Origin of the sequence: Pseudoalteromonas sp. C8, assembly GCF_011378685.1 — a bacterium.
Classification (GTDB): Bacteria; Pseudomonadota; Gammaproteobacteria; order Enterobacterales; family Alteromonadaceae; genus Pseudoalteromonas; species Pseudoalteromonas arctica.
In genome coordinates this window covers 289,949-313,416 of sequence record NZ_WTKT01000002.1, presented here as the reverse complement: position 1 = coordinate 313,416, position 23,468 = coordinate 289,949, and the positions used below count along the sequence as shown (strand labels likewise).

Annotated in this window: 24 protein-coding genes and 1 pseudogene; 15 read left to right on the top strand and 10 right to left on the bottom strand. The window is 40.1% G+C overall.

What is annotated here, in order from left to right; all coding sequences use genetic code 11:
• Window positions 1-7 precede the first annotated feature (7 nt).
• The 13 genes from leuS to lipA all read left to right on the top strand — a co-directional run bounded on the left by leuS (window position 8) and on the right by lipA (window position 12,761).
• Window positions 8-2,596: a leucine--tRNA ligase gene (gene leuS / locus GQR39_RS03355; protein WP_007585573.1), complete on the top strand. Its 2,589-nt coding sequence runs from the start codon at window positions 8-10 to the stop codon at window positions 2,594-2,596.
• A gap of 1 nt (window position 2,597) precedes the next feature.
• A complete protein-coding gene (gene lptE, locus GQR39_RS03350) occupies window positions 2,598-3,089 on the top strand; it encodes an LPS assembly lipoprotein LptE (RefSeq protein ID WP_010554703.1) in 492 nt (163 codons plus the stop codon).
• Window positions 3,089-4,126: a DNA polymerase III subunit delta gene (gene holA, locus GQR39_RS03345; RefSeq protein WP_010554702.1), complete on the top strand. Its 1,038-nt coding sequence runs from the start codon at window positions 3,089-3,091 to the stop codon at window positions 4,124-4,126. The genes lptE and holA overlap by 1 nt, the downstream gene beginning before the upstream one ends.
• A 21-nt stretch (window positions 4,127-4,147) precedes the next feature.
• Complete coding sequence (gene nadD, locus GQR39_RS03340) at window positions 4,148-4,783, top strand: nicotinate-nucleotide adenylyltransferase (protein WP_165734805.1); 636 nt, start codon at window positions 4,148-4,150, stop codon at window positions 4,781-4,783.
• Between the two features lie 55 nt (window positions 4,784-4,838).
• On the top strand, window positions 4,839-5,156 hold the full coding sequence (rsfS, locus tag GQR39_RS03335) for a ribosome silencing factor (protein WP_007585564.1): 318 nt from the start codon (window positions 4,839-4,841) through the stop codon (window positions 5,154-5,156).
• Between the two features lie 37 nt (window positions 5,157-5,193).
• Complete coding sequence (rlmH, locus tag GQR39_RS03330) at window positions 5,194-5,664, top strand: 23S rRNA (pseudouridine(1915)-N(3))-methyltransferase RlmH (RefSeq protein WP_007585562.1); 471 nt, start codon at window positions 5,194-5,196, stop codon at window positions 5,662-5,664.
• A gap of 9 nt (window positions 5,665-5,673) precedes the next feature.
• On the top strand, window positions 5,674-7,542 hold the full coding sequence (mrdA, locus tag GQR39_RS03325) for a penicillin-binding protein 2 (RefSeq protein ID WP_033012431.1): 1,869 nt from the start codon (window positions 5,674-5,676) through the stop codon (window positions 7,540-7,542).
• A complete protein-coding gene (rodA, locus tag GQR39_RS03320) occupies window positions 7,539-8,645 on the top strand; it encodes a rod shape-determining protein RodA (protein WP_007585558.1) in 1,107 nt (368 codons plus the stop codon). The genes mrdA and rodA overlap by 4 nt, the downstream gene beginning before the upstream one ends.
• Entirely contained in the window at window positions 8,645-9,409 is a 765-nt protein-coding gene (locus GQR39_RS03315) for a septal ring lytic transglycosylase RlpA family protein (RefSeq protein WP_010554698.1), read from the top strand. Before rodA ends, GQR39_RS03315 begins: the two co-directional genes overlap by 1 nt.
• A gap of 99 nt (window positions 9,410-9,508) precedes the next feature.
• The gene (locus tag GQR39_RS03310; protein ID WP_010554697.1) at window positions 9,509-10,672 is read left to right on the top strand and encodes a serine hydrolase; all 1,164 of its coding nucleotides are present in this window, start codon (window positions 9,509-9,511) and stop codon (window positions 10,670-10,672) included.
• A 175-nt stretch (window positions 10,673-10,847) separates the two neighbouring features.
• Entirely contained in the window at window positions 10,848-11,126 is a 279-nt protein-coding gene (gene ybeD / locus GQR39_RS03305) for a DUF493 family protein YbeD (RefSeq protein WP_002958517.1), read from the top strand.
• 19 nt (window positions 11,127-11,145) lie between these two features.
• Window positions 11,146-11,799 carry a lipoyl(octanoyl) transferase LipB gene (gene lipB / locus GQR39_RS03300; protein WP_010554695.1) on the top strand — a complete coding sequence of 218 codons (654 nt, stop codon included), beginning with the start codon at window positions 11,146-11,148 and terminating at the stop codon, window positions 11,797-11,799.
• Window positions 11,796-12,761 carry a lipoyl synthase gene (gene lipA / locus GQR39_RS03295; protein WP_002958515.1) on the top strand — a complete coding sequence of 322 codons (966 nt, stop codon included), beginning with the start codon at window positions 11,796-11,798 and terminating at the stop codon, window positions 12,759-12,761. Before lipB ends, lipA begins: the two co-directional genes overlap by 4 nt.
• 80 nt (window positions 12,762-12,841) lie before the next feature.
• Here lipA and GQR39_RS03290 read toward each other — a convergent pair whose 3' ends face one another.
• Window positions 12,842-14,128: a VCBS domain-containing protein gene (locus GQR39_RS03290; RefSeq protein ID WP_165734804.1), complete on the bottom strand. Its 1,287-nt coding sequence runs from the start codon at window positions 14,126-14,128 to the stop codon at window positions 12,842-12,844.
• 256 nt (window positions 14,129-14,384) lie between these two features.
• Between GQR39_RS03290 and GQR39_RS03285 the strand changes: the two genes are divergently transcribed.
• Entirely contained in the window at window positions 14,385-14,624 is a 240-nt protein-coding gene (locus GQR39_RS03285; RefSeq protein WP_007585551.1) for an RNA-binding protein, read from the top strand.
• 106 nt (window positions 14,625-14,730) lie between these two features.
• Here the strand turns inward: GQR39_RS03285 and GQR39_RS03280 are convergent, their stop codons facing one another.
• Window positions 14,731-14,880 carry a hypothetical protein gene (locus tag GQR39_RS03280; RefSeq protein WP_007585545.1) on the bottom strand — a complete coding sequence of 50 codons (150 nt, stop codon included), beginning with the start codon at window positions 14,878-14,880 and terminating at the stop codon, window positions 14,731-14,733.
• 142 nt (window positions 14,881-15,022) lie between these two features.
• Here GQR39_RS03280 and GQR39_RS03275 point away from each other — a divergent pair, with 142 nt between their 5' ends.
• Window positions 15,023-16,642 (top strand): M28 family metallopeptidase, encoded by a 1,620-nt coding sequence (locus GQR39_RS03275; RefSeq protein ID WP_165734803.1) that lies wholly within the window; start codon window positions 15,023-15,025, stop codon window positions 16,640-16,642.
• 35 nt (window positions 16,643-16,677) lie between these two features.
• Here the strand turns inward: GQR39_RS03275 and GQR39_RS03270 are convergent, their stop codons facing one another.
• From GQR39_RS03270 to GQR39_RS03235, 8 genes and pseudogenes are all read right to left on the bottom strand, one after another.
• Window positions 16,678-17,625 carry a PDC sensor domain-containing protein gene (locus GQR39_RS03270; protein ID WP_024591129.1) on the bottom strand — a complete coding sequence of 316 codons (948 nt, stop codon included), beginning with the start codon at window positions 17,623-17,625 and terminating at the stop codon, window positions 16,678-16,680.
• A 233-nt stretch (window positions 17,626-17,858) separates the two neighbouring features.
• Window positions 17,859-18,047: pseudogene (locus GQR39_RS03265) on the bottom strand (EF-hand domain-containing protein); the annotation flags it as partial.
• A gap of 388 nt (window positions 18,048-18,435) precedes the next feature.
• The gene (locus tag GQR39_RS03260) at window positions 18,436-18,642 is read right to left on the bottom strand and encodes a hypothetical protein (protein WP_024593886.1); all 207 of its coding nucleotides are present in this window, start codon (window positions 18,640-18,642) and stop codon (window positions 18,436-18,438) included.
• A gap of 169 nt (window positions 18,643-18,811) precedes the next feature.
• Window positions 18,812-19,024: a calmodulin gene (locus GQR39_RS03255; protein WP_007585535.1), complete on the bottom strand. Its 213-nt coding sequence runs from the start codon at window positions 19,022-19,024 to the stop codon at window positions 18,812-18,814.
• 615 nt (window positions 19,025-19,639) lie between these two features.
• Window positions 19,640-19,855, bottom strand: coding sequence for a TIGR02450 family Trp-rich protein (locus GQR39_RS03250; RefSeq protein ID WP_007585532.1), 216 nt, complete (start codon window positions 19,853-19,855; stop codon window positions 19,640-19,642).
• 70 nt (window positions 19,856-19,925) lie between these two features.
• Window positions 19,926-20,279: a cupredoxin domain-containing protein gene (locus GQR39_RS03245; RefSeq protein ID WP_007378488.1), complete on the bottom strand. Its 354-nt coding sequence runs from the start codon at window positions 20,277-20,279 to the stop codon at window positions 19,926-19,928.
• 20 nt (window positions 20,280-20,299) lie between these two features.
• Window positions 20,300-22,546: a heavy metal translocating P-type ATPase gene (locus GQR39_RS03240; protein WP_165734802.1), complete on the bottom strand. Its 2,247-nt coding sequence runs from the start codon at window positions 22,544-22,546 to the stop codon at window positions 20,300-20,302.
• On the bottom strand, window positions 22,536-22,979 hold the full coding sequence (locus GQR39_RS03235) for a MerR family transcriptional regulator (protein WP_010554688.1): 444 nt from the start codon (window positions 22,977-22,979) through the stop codon (window positions 22,536-22,538). The genes GQR39_RS03240 and GQR39_RS03235 overlap by 11 nt, the downstream gene beginning before the upstream one ends.
• Window positions 22,980-23,468: the final 489 nt, after the last annotated feature.

Sequence of the window (23,468 nt, the reverse complement as noted above, 5' to 3'; positions counted from 1 at the left end):
ACCATAGATGCAAGAGCAATATAACCCGCAAGATATAGAGTCAAAAGTACAAAGCTACTGGGAAGAAAACCAGGTATTTAAAGTCACTGAAGATGAGAGCAAAGAAAAGTATTACTGCCTTTCTATGTTCCCTTATCCGAGTGGTCGACTGCATATGGGTCATGTGCGTAACTACACCATTGGTGATGTTGTTTCTCGTTTCCAGCGCCTGCAAGGCAAAAACGTAATGCAACCTATGGGTTGGGATGCGTTTGGTTTACCTGCAGAAAACGCTGCTATTAAAAACAAAACAGCACCAGCTAAGTGGACATACGAAAATATTGATTACATGCGTACCCAACTTAAGCAATTAGGTTTTGGTTATGACTGGGATCGCGAAATTGCGACATGTCATCCAGAATACTACAAGTGGGAGCAGTGGTTTTTCACTAAGCTTTACGAAAAAGGCCTAGTGTATAAAAAAATGTCGACAGTTAACTGGGATCCAGTAGATCAAACTGTACTTGCTAACGAGCAAGTTATTGACGGTCGTGGTTGGCGTTCAGGCGCTGTGGTTGAGCAAAAAGAAATTCCACAGTGGTTTATTAAAATTACCGACTACGCACAAGAGCTACTTGACGATTTAGACAAGTTAGAAGATTGGCCAGAGCAAGTTAAAACAATGCAGCGCAACTGGATTGGCCGCTCTGAAGGGTGTGATATTGAATTTAAACGCACCGATAACGACGAAACATTTAGCGTATACACAACACGTCCAGATACCTTTATGGGTGTTACGTATGTTGCTGTTGCTGGTGGTCACCCTATTGCGCAAGAAGCCGCTAAAAATAGCGATGCTATTGCAATGTTTGTTGAAGAATGCAAAAACACCAAAGTCGCCGAAGCAGATATGGCAACAATGGAGAAAAAAGGCATCGCAACAGGCTTTTACGCCACTCACCCATTAACGGGCGAGCAAGTACCAATTTGGGTTGCTAACTTTGTATTAATGCATTATGGATCAGGCGCTGTAATGGCAGTACCTGCACACGATCAACGCGACTTTGAGTTTGCAACAGCGTACGGTCTAGATATAAAACAAGTCATTGCGCCTGCTGAAGGTTCAGATCTTGAAGTAAACCTAAAAGAATCAGCATTTACCGATAAAGGCGTACTTGTAAATTCGGGTGAATTTAACGGCCTTGATTTTGAAGCTGGTTTTAAAGCGATTGCCGATAAATTAGAAGCACTCGGTGTTGGTGAGCGTAAAGTAAACTTCCGCCTGCGTGACTGGGGTGTGAGCCGTCAGCGCTATTGGGGTTCTCCTATTCCAATGCTTAGCGATGAAGATGGTAAAGAACTTGCCGCAACAGAAGATATGCTACCAGTTCGCTTACCAGAAGATGTGGTAATGAACGGTGTAACTTCACCACTTAAAGCAGACCCAGAGTGGGCTAAAACAACAGTAAATGGCGCACCGGCGTTTCACGAAACTGATACGTTTGACACCTTTATGGAGTCGTCTTGGTATTACGCTCGTTACTGTAGCCCACGCTACGATGAAGGCATGCTAGACCCTGCTGCTGCTAACTACTGGTTACCAGTAAATCAATACATTGGTGGTATTGAGCACGCTATTTTACATTTATTGTACTCGCGCTTTTTCCATAAATTATTACGTGACTTTGGTTTAGTTAATTCTGATGAGCCGTTTGACCGCTTACTTTGTCAAGGTATGGTACTTGCTGAAACATTTTATCGTAAAGATGAAAAAGGCGGCGACATTTGGATTTCGCCAACTGATGTAAACACCGAAACCGACGAAAAAGGCCGCGTTACTAAAGCATGGCACAAGGAAGACGGCGAGCCGGTATTCTCATCAGGCATGAGCAAAATGTCTAAGTCTAAAAACAATGGTATAGACCCACAACATGTAATTGCCCAGTATGGTGCAGATACAGTGCGTTTATTCATGATGTTTACAGCACCACCAGAGCAAACGCTTGAATGGTCAGACTCAGGCGTTGAAGGCGCGCATCGTTTCTTGAAACGTGTATGGAAGTACGCGGTAGACGTTAAAACAGTAGGTTACCAAGCACTTGATAAATCAGCGCTAACTAATCCGCAAAAAGTACTACGTCGAGACTTACACAAAGCAATTGCTAAAGTGACTGATGATGTTGAACGTCGTCAAACCTTTAACACCGCTATTGCAGCTATTATGGAGCTTTCTAATAAGTTATTAAAAGCACCACTGAGCGACAAACAAGATGTAGCGATTGCTAACGAAGCACTTGAAGCATTAGTTATTATGCTTGCACCTATTACTCCGCATTTATCGCATGAGCTTTGGAAAGAGCTTGGTAAAAAAGGCGAAATTTTAGATGCTGCATGGCCAAAAGTTGACGAGTCTGCACTTGTTGAAGATGAAAAACTAATCATCGTACAAGTAAACGGCAAGCTTCGCGCTAAGTTAACAGTGGCAGCTGGTGCAACTCAAGAGCAAGTAGAAGCCCTTGCGTTTGCAGAATCTAACGTAACTAAATTTACTGATGGCTCAACCATTCGTAAAATCATTTACGTACCAGGCAAGCTACTTAACGTGGTAGCTAACTAATATGGCTGCATTTAACGCCATTAAAAATGGACTAGCCTTAGTGCTAGTCTGTTTTTTGTTATCAAGCTGTGGCTTTCATTTAAAAAAAGCCTCTAGCCTGCCTGATAACTTAAAACAGCTAACACTTGTAGGCGATGACGAAAAATCGACTTTATTCACTGAGCTTAAAAAAGAGCTTAAAGCGAGTAACGTAGAGTTAGTATCGTCAGCTAAAGATAAAGCCCAATTGTATTTACGCAAAGAAAGCATTGAACGCCAAACACTTTCGCTGTTTCAAAACGGCCAAGTTGCTGAATATGAGCTCGCTTATGGCGTATCGTATGTAGTTAAACGCCCAGGTGAAAAAGCGATAGAAAAACGTTTTGAGCTTTATCGTAATTACCAAGATGATCCGGATCATGCATTAGCAAAAGCAAAAGAGCTTGAGCTACTTATTAGCGAAATTCGTGAGCAAGCCAGTCGTCGTATTGTTAGAGAGCTGTCGCAACTATAATGCGCTGCTACGCTAATCAACTACCGAGTGAATTAAATAAAGGGCTAAAGCCCTTTTATTTAGTATTTGGAGAAGAGCCTTTTCAAGAAGCGCAGTGCGTACAACAAATTCGCGACAGTGCTAAGCAACAAGGTTTTGATGAAGTAATTAAGTTTACTTTAATGCAAGGATTCGATTGGCAAGAAATTATAGCCCAGTACCAAAGTATGTCGCTGTTTAGCGCCCGCACTATTATTGAGCTTGATTTAAACCAACAAAAGCCAGGCGTTATTGGCAGCAACACCTTTAAAAAAGTAGTTGAGCTGGTTAATCCCGATACTATTTTAATTGTTAAAGGCGCTAAAGCCAGCCAAGAAGTACAACGTGGAGCATGGTTTAAAGCTCTTGATAAGCAAGGTGTATTTGTACCTTGCTACCCGCTTACGGGCTCTCATGTAAAACGATGGCTTGATGAGCAATGCCAACGTTTATCACTTAATATGCAAAGCGACGCCAAAGTAAGCTTAATAAATGCCACCGAAGGCAACTTGTTAGCCTGTTTTCAGGAGCTTGAAAAGCTCTCGCTACTGCACGGCAATGCATTAATTACTCAGCAATTAGTAATGCAAGGTCTGTTAAACCAAGCCAAGTTTGATATTTTTGATTTAAGCGATGCGCTATTAAATGGTCACGCCAAACAAGCTATAAAAGTATTAAACAAACTTGCCAGCGATAACACCGAAGTGGTGAGTATTTTGTGGGCTATAACCAAAGAGCTTAATACACTTATAAGTGTGCAACTTGGTTTACTGAATGGCGAACCTATCGCTAATTTATTTAAACAAAAAGCAATTTGGAAAAACCAACAAGGTCCAGTTCAAAATGCTATTAACCGTTTAAACATGCATACACTAGAACAAATAAACAGTGATGTTGCGTTGTTTGATGCCAGTTACAAGCAAGGTAATTTAATTGCACCTTACCAAGCGCTTGCTCATATTTGTATTAAATTTTGCCAGCCGCTCAACATTCCTATGCCGTGCCACGCGGTTAATTAATAAATAGCTAATGGGTGTTAAATGATCGCAATTTTTGGTGGCACTTTCGACCCAGTCCATTTAGGCCATCTAAATATGGCGCAGCAATGCGTAAATGCGTTTAATTTAAATACGCTTTATTTTATGCCCTGTGCACTCCCTGCACATAAAGCAGCGCCGGGAATTAGTACTCAGCACCGTATTAATATGCTAAACGCAGCCATTGCACCTTATCCTCATTTTGAACTCGATTTAAGAGAACTTAATCGAGCTGGTCCATCGTATTCGCTACTTAGTTTGCAAGAACTTCGTAAAGAGCACCCCACTACACCTATTTTATTTTTAATTGGTATGGACTCGTTTAACAATCTCGATAAGTGGTTTGAGTGGAAGGCAATAACGCAGCTTTGCCATATTGTGGTGTACCAGCGCCCTGCTCAACATTGCACTGTAACAGGTGAGCTCAAAAGCTATATGCAACGCGCAAATGCCGGCGAAGTAGCGGCACTTAAACACTCACTTGCAGGTAAACTTTATTTTTTACCGGGCGAAATGCTCGATGCGGCCTCAAGCACCATTCGCGAACAACTGAAAAAAAGTAATAAAAAGAATGAACTATTGCCCGATGCAGTGAGTCATTACATAGAAGTGCATCAGCTCTATCAAATTGATGCTTAAAAACTCCTAGCGTGTTAAAATGCGCGCCATTAAATTTTTAAATTGAGACAAAACCTTGGATTCAAAACAACTACTCGCCTTTGCTATGGACAAAATTGACGATATGAAAGCGCGTGACATCGTTCATATTGACGTTACTGGAACATCAGATATCACAGATTACATGGTAATTTGTTCTGGTACTTCTAAACGCCACGTACAGTCAATTGCCGATCACTTAGCAAAAGAAGCGCGTCATGCAGATTCAGAGCCATTAGGTTATGAAGGTGAAGGCGACGGCGAATGGGCACTGGTTGATTTAGGTGATGTGGTTGTACACGTGATGCAAAACGAAGCACGTAGCTATTACGATCTAGAAAAACTGTGGGGCTAAACGCTCACTCATTTTAGACAATGCTTGGAAGTAATACGTGAAAATACAAATGATTGCTGTTGGTACTAAAATGCCAGCATGGGTAGAAACGGGATTTGCAGAATATCAGCGCCGCTTCCCTAAAGATATGGCCCTAGAGTTAATTGAAATTCAAGCCGGAAAACGTGGTAAAAATGCAGATATAAAACGTATTTTACACATTGAAGGTGAAAAAACATTAGCGGCTATTCCAAAAGGCAATCGTATTGTAACGTTAGAGGTAACAGGGAAAGCGCTGGATACTCACCAACTTGCTAAAAATATGGAAAAATGGCAACTCGATGGCCGCGATGTAAGTTTACTTATTGGCGGACCTGAAGGACTTGCTCCAGAGTGCATTGCAGCTTCTGAGCAAAAATGGTCGTTATCTAATTTAACATTGCCGCACCCTTTGGTGCGTATAATTGTTGCAGAGAGCCTTTACCGAGGCTGGAGCTTAAATAACAACCATCCTTATCATCGCGAGTAACCCCTTGCCATGCTAAAACATAGACCCACTATTCGTGACCACTCCGCAGAAGCAAACTTATTTGCTAGGCGAGCATTCGTGGGTTTTGTTTTTGTATTAGGATTAGTCGCTGTATTACTTTCTAATCTTTATACTATTCAGGTAGAAGATCACCAAGACTACCAAACCCGCTCCAACGATAACCGCATTAAAGTTATTCCTATTGCACCCAACCGTGGTTTAATTTACGACCGTAACGGTGTGCTACTTGCTGAAAACAAACCTGTTTACAACCTTGAAGTCATCCCCGAAGAGGTAGATGACCTTGACGAATCGCTTGATCAAATAAGTAAAATAATTGCGATTACAGAGCAAGATAAACAAGACTTTTTAAAAGATATAAAACACACCCGTCGTTTTAAATCACAAGTATTAAAAGCCCGCTTAGACGAAACAGAAGTGGCGAAATTTTCGGTTAATCAGCATAAATTTCCTGGTTTTAGTATTGAGGCACGTCTGGCTCGCTACTACCCATTTGGTGACACGCTAACGCATGCGCTTGGATATGTTGCCAAGCTTAATAGAAAAGAGCTAAACCAATTAGAACAAGAAGATCGTGCAACCAATTACCGTGCTACATATGATATTGGCAAGCTCGGATTAGAAAAATACTATGAAGAAACATTGCACGGTAAAGTGGGCTCACAACGGGTAGAAGTTAATAACCGTGGCCGTGTAATTCGCACTCTAAGCATGACCCAGCCACAACCTGGTAGCGATTTAGTACTTACCTTAGACATTGGCTTGCAACAAATTGCACAGCATGGGCTTAAAGATATGCGTGGCGCTGTTGTAGTTATGGATGCAAAAGATGGTGGCGTGCTGGCACTTTATTCAAACCCAAGTTACGACCCAAATTTATTTGTACACGGCATTAGCAGCAAAAATTATAAAGCGTTACTTAACCAAGACCGTCCGTTAATAAACCGTACTACGCAGGGTCGTTATGCGCCTGCCTCTACGGTAAAACCCTTAATGGCTGTATTAGCACTTGAAGAAAATATAGTAAATGAATCAACATCAATGTGGGATCCTGGTTTTTTTCAAATTCCAAATGTTGAACACAAATGGCGAGATTGGAAACGTTGGGGCCATGGTCATGTGGATGTATACAAGGCGATTGAAGAGTCGTGCGATACCTATTTTTACGATGCGGCTTATCGGTTAGGCATTACTAAAATCAGTGATTTTATGGCCCGTTTTGGCTACGGCGATTTGTCAGGTATTGATATTCATGAAGAAACTACTGCTATTCTACCTTCAAAAGAATGGAAAGAAGGACGCTTTAAAGAGTCTTGGTGGCGTGGTGATACTATTTCAGTAGGTATTGGTCAAGGTTACTGGACTGCTACACCAATTCAAATTGCAAATGCGACTAACATATTAGTTAATCGTGGTATTAATCATCCACCTCATTTGGTGCAAGTAATAAAAAAAGATAGCGATATAACGCAAATTAACAACGAAGAAAAACCCCCTGTTATTTTAAAAGATCCACGCCATTGGCAAGTATCGTTAGATGCAATGCATAATACAGTTCAAAAAATATCAGGCACAGCGCACAAAGCATTTAAAGGCACTAACTACGACTCGGCTGGTAAAACGGGTACTGCACAGGTAGTTAGTATTGCCCAAGGTGAACGCTACGATGCAGAATCGCTTAAAGAGCGCCAGCGTGACAACACAATTTACGTAGGGTTTGCACCTTACAACGATCCTAAAATTGTGGTTTCTGTTGTATTAGAAAACAACCACGGTGGTATTCAAATTGCTCGCCAACTTATGGATTACTACTTTGCAGCCAATCCAGTTAATCTTGCAAGGAACGATACACCATGACCGCTTTGCACGATAAACGCTCTATTTGGATGCGTATGCATCTAGACCTACCACTGCTTATTGCATTACTCATAATGATGGCTGGTAGCATAATGGTTGTTTACAGCGCAAGCGGCCAAGACTCTTCAATGATGATTAGGCACATGACTCGTATGGGCGGTGCGGTTGTTGCTATGGTTGTTTTGGCCCAATTTTCGCCTGCCACATTAAAGCGTTTAGTGATCCCACTTTATTGCGTTGGTTTATTAATGCTAGTGGGTGTACTTTTATTTGGCGTAAGCTCAAAAGGCGCACAGCGATGGCTCGATTTAGGGGTGACACGGTTTCAACCTGCAGAATTAATGAAGTTGGCAGTCCCGATGATGGTAGCTTGGTATATAGGGCGTAACCACTTACCTCCTCGGCCAATGCACTTAATTATTGGCTTTATGATTGTAATGCTCCCTACATTATTAATTAAAGAACAACCCGATTTAGGTACCGCTATACTTATTGCAAGTTCAGGTATATTTGTTTTGTTTTTGTCTGGATTAAGTTGGCGTTTAATCGGCTTTTTAAGCTCTATTGTAGCGCTTGCCGCATGGCCATTTTGGCACTACGGTATGCACGATTATCAAAAGCAGCGTGTACTCACCTTTTTAGACCCTGAGAGCGATCCGCTCGGTTCGGGTTATCATATTATTCAATCTAAAATTGCTATTGGCTCAGGCGGTATAGAAGGTAAAGGCTGGCTGCTTGGTACGCAATCGCAACTAGAATTTTTGCCAGAGCGCCACACCGACTTTATATTTTCGGTTTTAAGCGAAGAATTTGGTTTATTTGGCGTATGTGTTTTACTTAGTCTCTATTTATTTATTATTGGCCGTGGTTTATACATTGCTGTTAATGCACAAGATGCATTTGGTAAATTGCTCGCAGGCGCACTCACCCTCACCTTTTTTGTATACGTATTTGTAAACATAGGCATGGTATCGGGTTTATTACCTGTTGTAGGCGTACCTTTACCACTGATTAGTTATGGTGGTACATCGATGGTGACGTTAATGGCAGGATTTGGCATTATTATGTCAATCGCAACAGATAAAAGGATGCTTTTAAAATAATGCGACACACTAACCAGCTTATATTTACCACGTTATTAATTTTGCTTTTAAGTGCATGTAGTAGCGGCTCAAGTAGCCGTTATAGCATGCGCCATGATGCAGCACCACTTAGAGCCCCGACTACACTTGAGATGCAAGACGCTATAGTTACCGAAGTAACTAAAAGCGCCAGCGCTAGTCGCCCATATACAGTGCTTGGTAAAAGTTATTCACCCATGCTTGATGAAACAGGCTTTAGTGAAGAAGGCATTGCCTCTTGGTATGGTCGTAAATTTCATGGTTATCACACTTCAAATGGTGAAACGTATGATATGTTTGCCATGACCGCAGCGCATAAAACGCTGCCACTACCTAGCTTTGTTAAAGTAACCAATACAGCAAATGGTAAATCGGTAATCGTACGCGTGAACGATCGGGGCCCGTTTCATGACGATAGAATAATTGACCTTTCGTACGCAGCCGCTTACAAGCTTGGCTATTACACCCATGGTACAGCAAAGGTTAAGCTAGAAGCCGTTACGCTTGCGGGCGCAACTGCGCGTCAAACCTATATTCAGGTAGCTGCAGGTAGTACACTTGCTAATATTGAAGCGCTTGCCAGCACATTGCGAGAGCAATACAAATTACCAACAAATATCGTTCAAAAAGACGACATTTACAGACTGCATTTAGGGCCAATAAAAGATACTCCTCATGCAGACGAAGTATTAAAAAAATTAAAACAAAATCAATTTCAAAACGCGTTCTTGCTTTACACTCAGTAAGACTAATACCCAAACTACCCCAGGATGCTCGCATCTTGGGGTGGTTTGGGTATAAAATGGCGTAACGCGAATCTTTAACTTTAACCATTAATGAGTATGATGAAATCTATTAAACATAAAATCCTCAAAGGTGTATGCGGCCTAGTTTGTACAGCCGCCGTATTTTCAGCCAGCGCCCAAATTATTCCGGCACCACCTCAAGTTAATGCAAAAGGTTATTTTTTGGTCGACTTTACAACAGGTAAAGTTATTGCTGAAGGTGAAGCCGATACACAGCTAGCACCTGCAAGTTTAACTAAAATGATGACCAGTTATGTAATTGGTACTGAAATTAAAGCAGGTAATATTGCCACTACCGATATGGTAACGGTAAGCGAAAAAGCATGGGCTAAAAACTTCCCAGAATCTTCAAAGATGTTTATTGAAGTAGGTAAGCAAATTAGTGTTGATCAGCTTAACCACGGTATTATTATCCAATCAGGTAATGATGCATGTGTTGCAATGGCTGAGCATATTGCTGGAAGCGAAAGCGCATTTGCTGATTTAATGAATGCCCACGCTGCTAAATTAGGTATGAGCAACAGCCACTTTATCAACAGCCACGGCCTTGATACTGACGAGCACTTCACAACGCCTCGCGATATGGCGACACTTGGTGCTGCACTTATTCGTGATGTGCCAGATGAATATGCACTTTATAAGCAAAAATCGTTTACTTATAACGGCATTAAGCAATATAACCGTAACTCATTATTGTGGGACGAAAGCTTAGATGTTGACGGTATTAAAACTGGTCATACATCAGAAGCTGGCTACAGCCTAGTTACCTCAGCAACTAAAAACGATATGCGTTTAATTGCTGTTGTTATGGGTACTACCAGCGAACGAGCTCGTAAAGTAGAAAGTAAAAAACTACTTAACTATGGTTTTCGTTTTTATGAAACAATTACTCCGTACAAAGCAGGCGATAGCTTTGCAGAACAACGCATTTGGATGGGTAACAAAGAAAATGTATCTTTAGGTATTTTAGAAGATACACCGATTACTATCCCACGTGGTCAGCATAAAAACCTTAAAGCTAACTTTGAGCTAGATAACACACTTGAAGCACCACTTGCTAAAGGTACTAAAGTAGGCACGTTATTCTTACAACTAGAGGGCGAAGATATTGCTCAATACCCACTAGTAACACTTGAAGAAGTGGAAGAAGGCAGCTTCTTTAGCAAAATTTATGATTACTTACGTTTACAGATCATGCAGTAATTTATAGCTCCCCTATTAACTAGGGTAACTAATTTAAACGTCTCCACTGTGAGGCGTTTTTTTTTGCTTGAAAAATGTTAGAATGCGCCCCATATAAGCAAGACTGCTAATTGCCTATCTGTATTAAGCTTCGAGCTTGCATAGAGTCCACACTTTTGTATGAGGAGTCACCGTCGTGGTTCAACCTGTTAAAGATACTAAATTTGATGAGTACCTAGAGTACCCTTGCCCATTTACATTCAGAATAATGGGTTTAGCTAATGTAAACTTAACTGATCAAATTTTAGCTAAGTTACAACCAATAGCACCTGGCGATTACGCCCCTAAAGTAAAACCAAGCAGCAAAGGTAATTACGAGTCAGTAAGCCTTGTAGCAACGGTTACTAGTGGCAAACATATTGAAGAAATTTACAACGTGATCAGCAATATTGATGACGTACGCCACATGCTTTAAGCCATAGTTGAGATTTGTTGTGAACGAAAACACTTTGATCGTACGCCAACTGGGTCGTCAGCGTTATATGCCAATTTGGCAAAAAATGCAGGACTTTACCGACACCCGTGATGAAAATACGCCAGATGAAATTTGGCTTGTAGAGCACGAGAGTGTATTCACCCAAGGTCAGGCTGGTAAGGACGAACACTTACTAGCTCCTGGCGACATTGAGGTGATTAAAGTTGACCGTGGCGGACAAGTAACTTATCACGGCCCTGGCCAGCAAATGATGTATGTATTATTTAATCTACGTCGTTTAAAGATTGGTGTACGTGAACTGGTTACATGGCTTGAAGAGTGCATTATTGAATCACTCGCCGAGTATGGTATTGAAGCTTATGCTAAAGCTGATGCACCCGGTGTTTACGTTAACGACAGCAAAATTGCATCCCTTGGGTTAAGGGTTCGTCGTGGTTGCTCGTTTCATGGCTTAGCATTAAATGTTAACATGGACCTAAGTCCATTTTTACGCATTAACCCATGTGGTTATGCGGGCATGAATATGGTGCAAACTAAAGAATTAGATGGTCCTCAAAACCTAGAAAGTGCAGGTGAAGGATTGGTGAAACACATGATCAAGAAGCTTAATGCAACACAGGTTAAGCATACTGAAGGGTTTGAAAACGAATGAATAAACCAGTCAAAATGGAACCAGGTGTAAAACTACGCGACGCAGAAAAAATGGCGTTGATCCCAGTAAAAGTTTTACCTACAGAAAAAACTGAAATGTTGCGTAAGCCAGAATGGTTAAAAATTCGCTTACCTAAATCAACCGATCGCATTGACGGCATTAAAAAAGCGCTACGTAAGCATGGCTTACACTCGGTATGTGAAGAGGCTTCGTGCCCTAACCTATCTGAATGTTTTAACCACGGTACAGCTACCTTTATGATTTTAGGTGCTATTTGTACTCGTCGTTGCCCATTTTGTGATGTTGCCCATGGTCGCCCATTAAAACCTGATGCCACTGAACCTGAAAAGCTAGCACTTACTATTAAAGATATGAAGCTAAGCTACGTTGTAATCACTTCAGTTGATCGTGATGATTTACGTGATGGTGGTGCACAGCATTTTGCCGATTGTATTCGCGAGATTCGTAAACATAATCCAACTATCACTATCGAAATTTTAGTACCTGATTTTCGTGGTCGTATGGACCGCGCATTAGAGATATTAATCGAGACACCACCAGATGTGTTTAACCACAATCTTGAAACTGCGCCACGTTTATACAAACTAGCTCGCCCAGGTGCTGACTACAAATGGTCATTAGAATTACTTCGCCGCTTTAAAGAAGCTCACCCAGAAGTTAAAACTAAATCAGGCTTAATGGTAGGTTTAGGTGAAGAAATTAGCGAAATTGAAGAAGTGCTTCGCGATTTACGTGCACACAACGTTGACATGCTAACTGTAGGCCAATATCTACAACCATCTAAGCATCACTTACCGGTTAAACGCTACGTGCCACCAGTAGAGTTTGACGGCTTAAAAGCGTATGCAGACGAAATTGGCTTTACTCACGCGGCTTCAGGTCCGTTTGTACGCTCAAGCTACCATGCTGATCAACAAGCAGCGGGCAAAGAAGTAAAATAACTATTTTTATCAAAGAATAAAAAAAGCCGTTAATAATGCATAATTATTAACGGCTTTTTCATGCTAATTGATAAAATAGCTTACTGCGCTAACTTACCTCTTGTGATAGAAAAATCAGCAAACCTAACACGTTCTTCATCAACTCGAAGGCTGTCGGTTTCAACAATTGAGCGGTATATTCCCCACTTAGGACGAGCAAAATCATCATCATTAAAGCCGCGCCACATATCTATGTTTTGCTCGCTTATATTAAATATCTCTGCGTTGTCGCTTAAGCGCGTTAATGTCATATCAAGCTTACCACTTTCACTAAATGTAGCTTGTACAAATACCTCGACCCATTCATCTGTAATTAAAGACCAGTCGGTTTCAATTAAGTTTTTATCAAGACCCGTGCTGTTACCGTTTTCGTCAAAGCCTGCGCTATACCGCACTTGCAGTTGATTGCCTGTACTGTTTTTTTGTGCACCTGAGAGAGTGATAATAGGCTGATCGTCATTACCATTGGTGTTGTCGTTACTTTCGTTACGGGCTTTTATTTGAAAAAAATGGCTAAACTTACTCGTAAGCTCAAGCTCGCTACTTACTTTAAATTTCCAGCTATATTGAAATGTCTCCCCCTCAAACGCCAGTGTTTCTTGCGGTGATTTATCGTAGGTTTTTATTTCGTTGCGTTGCCTGTCACTTGCACCTTTGTCTTTATCTTGGTCATCATCTCGGTGGGCTAAAAATACAAAATGGTTACCAATTATCGTATCGGTACCTTCGATAATATGGACAACACTTTCATGATTGCCAGCGTATAAGTCTGGAGATTCAATTGACCCTTCGCCGAATATATTTTCAATAAGTGTGTATGCGTCAAGTCCCGAATCTACGCCATCTGATTGCAATAACACGTGCGAGATGTTCTCAAAGCCATCAGCTTGAGTTATTGGTGCACCAACAATTGTTATGATAATTTGTGCGCCAGTACCATCTAAAGAGTTTACTGTTATTGTGTCTTGCAGTGTTTCATCTTCCCTTAAAGATGTTATTGAAGCATTTAAATCATCAAGTGTGTATGACCAATATCCACCAGCATTTAAGCTAAAAAAACCATAGCTTGTAGCGCTATTTTCTTGTGCTATAAAAGCAGCCTCACCGGATTGTTGATCAGTAATGGTTAATGAGCCTGTTATTGCATCATTACTATCACTAATAACTTCGCCTCGGCTATTACCACCAATTATTGCTGGAGTTTTTAAAGTAATCGCTTCATTATTTTGCACCGTAGAATCAGAGCCAGAGCTGCCACAACCAACAACTAAACAAGATAGAAGTGCGGTTGTAATTACATTACGCAGTTTAAGATTATATTTAGGCATTGTTAGCTTTATAGTTAATAGTAAGTTAATAAAACATAAACTTACCAATTAACTATGCAAATAACCACAACTCAATTACCAATTAACATGACCAATTTAATGGCAATCCATTTAAAATTATAAAAGCTATGTTTTTTCAGTGTGATACAAACAATTATTCCTATAGAACGTTTATTTATATATGTTTTAAAATAAAATTAGGTTAAAGCTGAGTTACTTGAGATAATTAGTACTGACATAATTATTTAGGTTCATTATGAAACTATTAGTTCGTAACTTGTCTCGTGCTACCACTGAGCATGAGCTTCGTACTTTATTTGCAGAGCACGGTAAAGTGACTACCTGCAACTTGGTACTTGATAAAGAAACTGGCCAATCTAAAGGCTTTGCCTTTTTAGAAATGCCAAACGACATAGAAAGTAAAAGCGCCATTAAAGCACTTAACCAATCTACTGTTGATAAAAGTAAGATCCGCGTAAAGCTTGCAGACGCATAAAGCTAACTGCAACTTATACTAAAAAACCAGCTAATGCTGGTTTTTTGCTTTTAGTGCCAAGTATTGTATTTAAGCTTTATATTTAGCTAAAAAAACTAAGCGGTTATTAAGCCGCTTTTTTTATACTTATAGTGCCCAATATTATAAAAGAAGCAGACAGCACAAAAAATGTCTCCTGCTCAGCTAATATTGCAGCAGCAAAAAATGCAATGCCACTAGCTATAAATAAATACCCACTTTTTTTACATTGGCTCATTATGTGCTCCTTTAGGTTGTTCGTTATTTATACACCTTATAAAATCAATCTGCAATTGAATGAAAAGTTCTCTATAAAAATTCGACATCGCTGCGGTGCTTCCTTTATATTGAAAGCCTAATTAAATAACAATATGAAGACTATGGCATCTACTCTTTTAAAAAGCGCTAGCCTAAGCCTGCTAGTTGCACTCTTTGGCTGCTCAGAGCCTGCAAGCGAACAAACCCCATTAGAAAATACAGCCGGTGTAAGCCTTAGCAATATTAAACAGCATATTAAAACGCTAGCCTCTGATGACTTTCAAGGCCGAGGCCCGCTTACTCATGGCGAAGTGAAAACAGTAGGCTACTTAAGCGAGCAATATAAAGCGCTGGGTTTAACCGGTGCTTATAAAGGTAAATACTTACAGCCTGTAAAAATGGCAATGGTGACAGCTAATCAGGACATGCAGTTAAAGGTAGGTGATTTGAGCTTTGAATCAGGCAAAGACTTTACCGCACGTACCGAGCAACTTCAGCCATTAATTGATGTAAGAAGCTCTGACGTTGTATTTGCGGGCTACGGTATTAATGCGCCAGAATATAGCTGGAATGACTATAAAAATATTGATGTAACGGGTAAAACAGTGGTTGTGCTAGTTAACGATCCAGGCTTTGCTACTCAAAACAATGCCCTTTTTACTGGTAATGCAATGACCTACTACGGTCGCTGGACTTATAAATATGAAGAAGCCGCTCGCCAAGGTGCAAAGGCTGTATTTATTGTTCATGAAACAGCACCTGCGGCATACCCTTGGGGCGTAGTTGAAAGTTCAAACACCGGCACTAAATACACGTTAATGGATAACAATTTAAACGCGTCTAAATTACCGGTTATGGGCTGGCTAACACTTGATGCGACTGAGAAAATGTTTAACGCCGCAAAGCTTAACTATCAAGATTTAAAACAAGCAGCATTAAATGATGACTTTAAAGCGACGCCACTCAACTTAAAAGCAAACCTTGCCTTTAAAAACGAAGTATCTCATGCAAAATCGCATAACGTAGTTGCACAAATTACAGGTAGCGAATCACCTGACGAATACGTTGTTATTAGCGCTCACTGGGACCACTTTGGTACTAAACAAACGGATACTGGCCCTAAGATTTATAACGGCGCAGTAGATAACGCTTCAGGCACTGCAGCCACGCTTGAAATAGCACGCATCATGAGCAAAATGAACAAGCAAAAACCATTTAAACGCTCAATTATTTTTACTAACTTTACAGCAGAAGAAACGGGGTTAATTGGTTCTGAAGAATTTGCATCGGGTGCGGTTGTACCTACAAAAAAAATGGTCGGTCTATTAAATATTGATGGCATGAACGTGCTTGATGGCACTGACTACATTTTACAATACGGTAAAGATTTATCGACAATGGAAAACTATTTAGCAAAGGCTGCAAAATCACAAGGCCGTGTTGTTAAAATGGATCCTCGCCCGCAAAATGGCTTGTTTTTTAGATCTGATCATTTCTCACTTTCTAAGCAAGGCGTGCCTAGTTTATTATTTATGAGCCTGGGCGATACCGATCCTGAGTACATTGCGCATAAGTACCATAAAGAAGCAGACGACTACTCTGCTGATTGGTCGTTAGGTGGTGTTAAGCAAGATATAGATCTTATTGTTGATATAGCCACTCAACTTGCAAACAATGGCGATTGGCCAAAGTGGACGAGCGAGTCTGACTTTAAAGCCAAACGCGCGCAAGATAAACAATAAATAACTATTAATAGTTATGTAATATAAAAATCCTCCTACTTGGAGGATTTTTGTTTTAAACGAGCCCGCATTAATAGCGTTTCGGCCTTTGCTCCTAAATAAACATAAATAGCTAGTGCAATTAAAAGCCCCACTACTGCAAGCATCATCGCTATTGCAGGCATTAAATACTCCGATTGCCCCAACGCCGCTTTAAACATAGTTAACAACGCCTCAATTGATATAGCAATTAACACGGTAGATATAAACCGTGTAATAGTGCGCCGCGTAGATGAGTGCCTAAAAATATCCTTATGCATAAGGATTTCTTCTTCGAGTATTGTTTTACCTAAATCGAATACTGCTAATGCTAGGGTGATGTAAATAATGATACTAAAGGGTTCAAGTGGGTCTGATGAGGTATCTACATGGGTTAATAGCGCGTATATATCATTAAAAACGATATTCAGTAAAAATAATACTAAGCAAAATAAGCACGCAACAATAATACCGTAACCCGCTTTAAAGTAAGGCGACATATTAGCGCGCGCAGTATCACCCATTACAAACTCAATAAGCTGCGTTAAGCTCACATCAACGACCAAGTAATGTTGATTATTAATTGGTTTTTTTAGTTCTTTAATCGCCGATATACATAAATGGTTAGTCGCTATAGAAATGTAGGGATCAGTAAAGCACACCCTATCACTTGTTTTAGCGTTCAAAAAATAGGGTCGCTCGCTTAAATCTTGTTGATTACCACTTTCACCTAGTTTTTTGCTATATGCCCGTTTAAAGCAGACATTATTACCCTGCTGCAAACCTTCTGCATTTAAACAATATTGTAATTCTAAAAATGGGTACTGCTTAATCAGGTAGCGGGTATCACGCTCCTTAGTTAACCCATCCTCAATACTCATCAAAATAGATTCAAGTAAGCTGTGTATTACATGCTCATATTCGTGGTAGCGCTCAACACTACTGATATAACTCATTCGCGCCATTTTAAATACTCATTAACCTAAGTTATAAATAGATTTGCAAGTTTAAAACCAATAATAAAATAACTTAATAATCAGCAACTTAATGATATTCAAACTCGAGTTTTGCACTACTTTGGTGACTAAAATGCAATATATTAAATTAAATGCACAAAAAAGCAGCTAAGTATTAATTACTTAGCTGCTTTGTGAGTATGACTGGTAAGGCTTTACGACTAACTTAAATATAGAGCCTGTTACTGAACCTTCGAAAACTCTTCTTTAGATAATTCGCCATTTCCATCTGCATCTAATTGATCAAAAAGCTGTACTAGTTGCGAGTTTACTTGGGCTTCTGTTTTACTAATTACGCCGTCGCCATCAGTATCAAAAGAATCAAAATCTACCGCAGCAAACGCCGCTGAAGAAGAAGCAAGAGCTACAAGTGGTAGGGCGTGTTGATCTTTGGTGGGTGAATTTGCAGCAGCATGTTTGGTTTTTAGGCAAGGCAGAGCCTATGTAGTGTGGTTATTCCCCATAAATAGGCGATAACGCAGCATAAATACCAAACATGCGCTGCCCTTTGGGTTCTTTCTAGGGACGATTAACTCTTTGTTGCTCGGTTTTTACTTAGCCCACTAGGTTACAAACCTCGCGCCGCGATTTAATCGCCCCTAGATTGAACAAATTTCAATCCACAAAGATCAATACGCCCTAAAGTTTTGTGTAATGTTTTCATAATCGTTTCCTTAGGCTTTGAGCCTGATTAGGGGTGACCTGATTAGAGGTAAGAAGTCCTTTTCAAAGATCCTTTAGGAGTGAAGTGTCTATAAATTAATATTCAAAAAAATCATTTTCTGTCGGACCACCGCTACTTTGAACATTTAGCTCGTCAAATTGCTCTATTACTTGCACCGATTCTTCAGCTTGACTAATTGAAGCGTTGTCGTCTGCATCGAGTGTTTCAAAGTCTGTGTTTGCAAATACTACTGACGAAGAAACAATAGCCATAAGTACAAATGTTGATTGTAGCTTTTTCATAATTTAATCCTTCAAAAGTATGCGGTGTCCTAAATAAATTTGCTCTATAGTGCTCTCTAGTCACTTCCTGGTTATTCTTTTTAGTAGGCTCCCTTGCCTACTTAGGTTGTCTTTGGCAACTCAGAATTTAGATAACATTACAGAGCATTAACTGCTTAAGGCTTTAATTTTAGGCCTTAGAAAACTCATCTTCAGATAGCTCACCATCTTGGTTTGTATCGAGTTCTTCAAATTTGCTTAAAAGCTCAGCATCTACTGATGCTTCGGCTTGGCTGATTGCGCCATTACCATCTACGTCTAGCGTATCAAAATCTGTTGCTGCAAAAGCCGCTGATGAAGAAGCTAGCGCCATTAGTACTAGTGTTGATTGAAATGTTTTCATAATAGTATTCCTTCATTGGGTTGTTGCGATTAAGGCCTTTGGCTTTCATCACGTTTTGCTTAATACACTCTAGGTATTACAACTTCGGTGCCACTTTTTATTTATTATTTAAAAACAATGAGTTAAACGATATAAAACGAGAGAAGCTTAATTTGGGGAGGTGTTATTGTTGCTATTTAGCAACAGTCATTTAACTAAAAACAATAAATCGATATAAATCAATTGGTTAAGTTTAATTAAAAAGACACACTTTAGCTAAAAAGCCAATAACGGGGGCGTTCGGGTTAGTCTTCAAAATAAACTGAATATGAACATGGAAGTAACATAGGATTTATTCGCGGCTATTAAAAAATTAATTTACTTATAATCAGTAAGTTACATTGTTTTTGAGATTTGTTATAAAAATTTTGGAAGGATACTTTGAAATTAACTGTTTTGTTGCCAAATGGCGAATTACTCAGAAAGAATGTGATATATGAGCTAAGTTATAGCATTGAGTTCATAACTTAATGCGCCGTAAAATATAGGTTCGCTTGAGTTAAGCAAACCTATATCGTGTTCCAGCTATCTGCAAATGTGCCGCTATTGGAGTGAGATAAATTATGTAGATTTAAACTACTTCCACCCTTGTAGCCACTTTTGGTTATCTTTTAAATCTCGCCAACTAATTGGGTATTGATTTTTTGACATAACAGCCTCGGTAATACACTCAATTACATTACCATCTTCATCAAATTCCACCTCAACAATAATGAAGTGTTTTTCTTTATTTATAGAAGGTGTTGCGGTCCATTTACTATTCAATAATTTTTTAGGGTTTAATTTATTCATTTAATGTAACCACTCCTACTCATAACTTATATGAGGCAACTATACGACCCCAACACCTACTTAGTTCAGGTTACTGAGCAACTAGCTTGCCCTTATACATTTGCATTTGGCAATGAAAATCATACTCACCGGCTTCAAGCGCGGGTAGTTTAACTGTGTTGCCATCACCCATTGCCAGCGTTTTACTTATATCAAGCTGTGGAAATACCACGGTTTCGGCGCACGGCGCGCTGTCTTTTCTATCAAAGGTAAGTACAACCTCTTTGTTGGCTGCCACTTTAATGTGTCCTGGCTTATAAACACCGTTATCAACGACTATCGTTACTTTGTTGTCATCACTTTGTGTTTGCTCTGGTTTGTATAGCCAAAACCAATAAATAATTGCGGCTATTAACAGTGCACCACCTATATTAATCATCAACATAATGTACTCCTTAGCTTAAATTACGATTTATTTGGTTTGAAAAAACGTAAGCGATTAGCGTTACTTACCACTGTAAGCGATGAAAGTGCCATAGCTGCACCTGCAACAACAGGGTTAAGTAGTATTCCAAAAAATGGATACAACACGCCGGCTGCAATCGGAATACCCGCCACGTTATAAATAAAGGCACCAAATAGGTTTTGTTTAATATTTGAAATAGTTGCATTACTCACTGCAATTGCATCAGCAAGGCCATGTAACGAACCACGCATTAAGGTAATGTCTGCACTTTCTATTGCAACATCGGTACCTGTGCCAATTGCAAACCCTACATCGGCTTGCGCAAGTGCGGGGGCATCGTTAATACCGTCACCTGTCATACCCACTATTTCACCGTTTGCTTGGCGCTTTGTTACTTCGTTTACTTTATCATCGGGCATTACTTCTGCAATAAAGTCATCAATACCAACTTGCTTAGCAACGGCTTGTGCAGTGGCTTTGTTATCACCTGTTAGCATAACTAGGTGGATACCTTTATCTTGCAGGCGTTTAATAGCTTCAACTGAATCCTCTTTAATAGGATCTGCTACTGCAATAATAGCTTGGAGCTTATTATTACTTGCAAAATACATGGGCGTTTTAGCATCACTGGCAAGTGTTTGAGCTTGCTCGGTTGCATCATCAACGGCTACATCATATTTATCCATTAGCGCTTTATTACCAAACAACAATGTTTGCCCGTCAACACTGCCAGTCACACCTTTACCTGTAATTGCGTTAAAGTCGGCTACTTTACTTAAAGCTAAGCCCTGCTTTTTAGCGTGTGCCGTAATTGCTTCTGCCAGTGGATGCTCTGAGCTACTTTCAAGGCTTGCAACACGTTGCATTACTGTATTTTCATCACTGTTGTTAAACGTAACTACATCGGTAACTTGCGGTGTGCCTTGAGTAATAGTGCCTGTTTTATCTAAAATCATGGTGGTGATTTTAGATGTTGTTTGCAGCGACTCACCATTTCGAATTAATATTCCTGACTCTGCAGCTTTACCAATACCCACCATAACCGACATAGGGGTTGCGAGTCCTAGCGCACAAGGACACGCAATAATAAGTACAGTGGTTATTGCAACAACGGCATAAGCAATTGATGGCTCAGGTCCAAAGTTTAACCATGCAAGGCCAGCAAGTACTGCAATAATCATGACTGTTGGTACAAATATTCCTGATATAACATCAGCTAAGCGCCCTATTGATGGCTTAGAGTTTTGTGCACGCTTTACCATATTGATAATATTGGCAAGTGTGGTTTCGCTACCAATGTGCGTGGCTTTAAATAATAAAGTGCCACTTTTATTAATACTTCCGGCAACGACTTTGTCGCCCGTTTTTTTGCTTACAGCCATTGGCTCACCAGTAAGCATTGACTCATCAACCGTACTGCTGCCTTCAATAACATCGCCATCCACAGGGATTTTTTCACCCGGGCGTACGCGTACTTCATCATTTTTTACAACATCACTAATGTCGATGTCTTGCTCTTGGTCATCGCGAATTACGCGTGCAGTTTTTGGTTGCAGGCCAATTAAGCGTTTAATTGCTTGTGAGGTGCGCCCACGTGCTTTTACTTCAAAAGCGAGCCCTAAACTAATTAAACCGATGATCATCGATGATGCTTCAAAATATACGTGTCTTGCAACTTCCGGTAATAAGTTTGGTGCTATTACCACAAACATTGAATACAACCACGCAGTACCTGTACCAAGCGCTATTAATGTATCCATATTGGCAGCATGGTTTTTGAATGCCTGCCATGCACCGTTGTAAAATTGTTTACCTGATATAGCCATAACCACAAGCGTGACTATACCCACTAAAAACCATGCTATTCGTTGTGTGTCGGTGGTCACACTCATGTCAAAAATAAGCCCGTATATCATTAACGGCGTACCGACCCCTAACGCTAATATCATATTACGCATTAGCTTTTTATAATGTGCCTCATCCGACTTTGCTTTTTCATCAAGTGCATCTTGATCAGACTCGTTACTCATTGGCTTAGCTGAATAACCAATGTTTTCGACTGCTTTAATGAGCGTGCTTTCGCAAGCTTTACCTTCTACACGGACAGTACGCTGTGCAAAGTTCATTTCCACGTTTTGCGCGCCTTGCACGCTATTAAGGGCTTTTTCAATTTTAGCCACACAACTGCCGCAATTAGCGCCTTCAATAATAAAGTTTTGCGCGGTGTCTTTTGTATTAGTCGTCATTACGCTGCTCCTTATTTGCAGAATCATTTATTGGATCAACAAAAGATTCTATTAAACTACACACGTCACTGGCATTTGCACCATCGGCTGATGTATCCCATTGCGCCAGAGCTGCATGCATTCTGTTTCGTAATTTTAATGTTTCTTGAAATAGTGCTTCGGTTTCTTCTAGGCGTTTAGTAATGAGTTTACGCGTTAACGGACAAGGACAATTCCCCTGCTCTGACTCGCCTATAATGTGTTGAATATCTTTAAGTGAAAAACCTAGTTGACGAGAGCTAATAATAAACTTTAAACGCTGCTGGTCTTGCTTTGTATACTCTTGATAGCCATTTTCTTCACTGCGTATTGGGTTAAGTAACCCAACACGTGTGTAATGACGAACAGTATCGGCAGTCACGCCCATTAACTTGGCGAGTTGTTTAACATACATAATTTAGCTCCGTCGTGTTTCAGTAGCTTCATAATAAACCTAGGTGCAACACATAGGTCAATGACTATTTTAAAACTAATAAAATAATACCAATTCGCTTAATTAAGTAACCTATTTAAGACAAGAAAATCGTGTTGATAACAAGGCAAAGGTTTCGTTATTTAGTTGTTATCACTAATTGCCTCTGCATCCATGCAGTCGTATATCAAAAATGTTTAACGCAGTTAACGCCGAATTTAATCCCTCAAATTGATTAAGTATTGTTGCTCATTAGTATAGTGACACAAACATAATTAACTTAAGCTGATATCGGGCGTGTATTATCTGGAGGGGGGTAATTTAGGAGAGAAGCGCCTAAGTAAGGCGCGTATTAATCTAAGGGCGTGTTGATCATTGGTGGTTTAATTTACAGCAGACTGTTTGGTCTTTAGGCAAGGCAGAGCCTATGTAGTGTGGTTATTCCCCATAAATAGGCGATAACGCAGCATA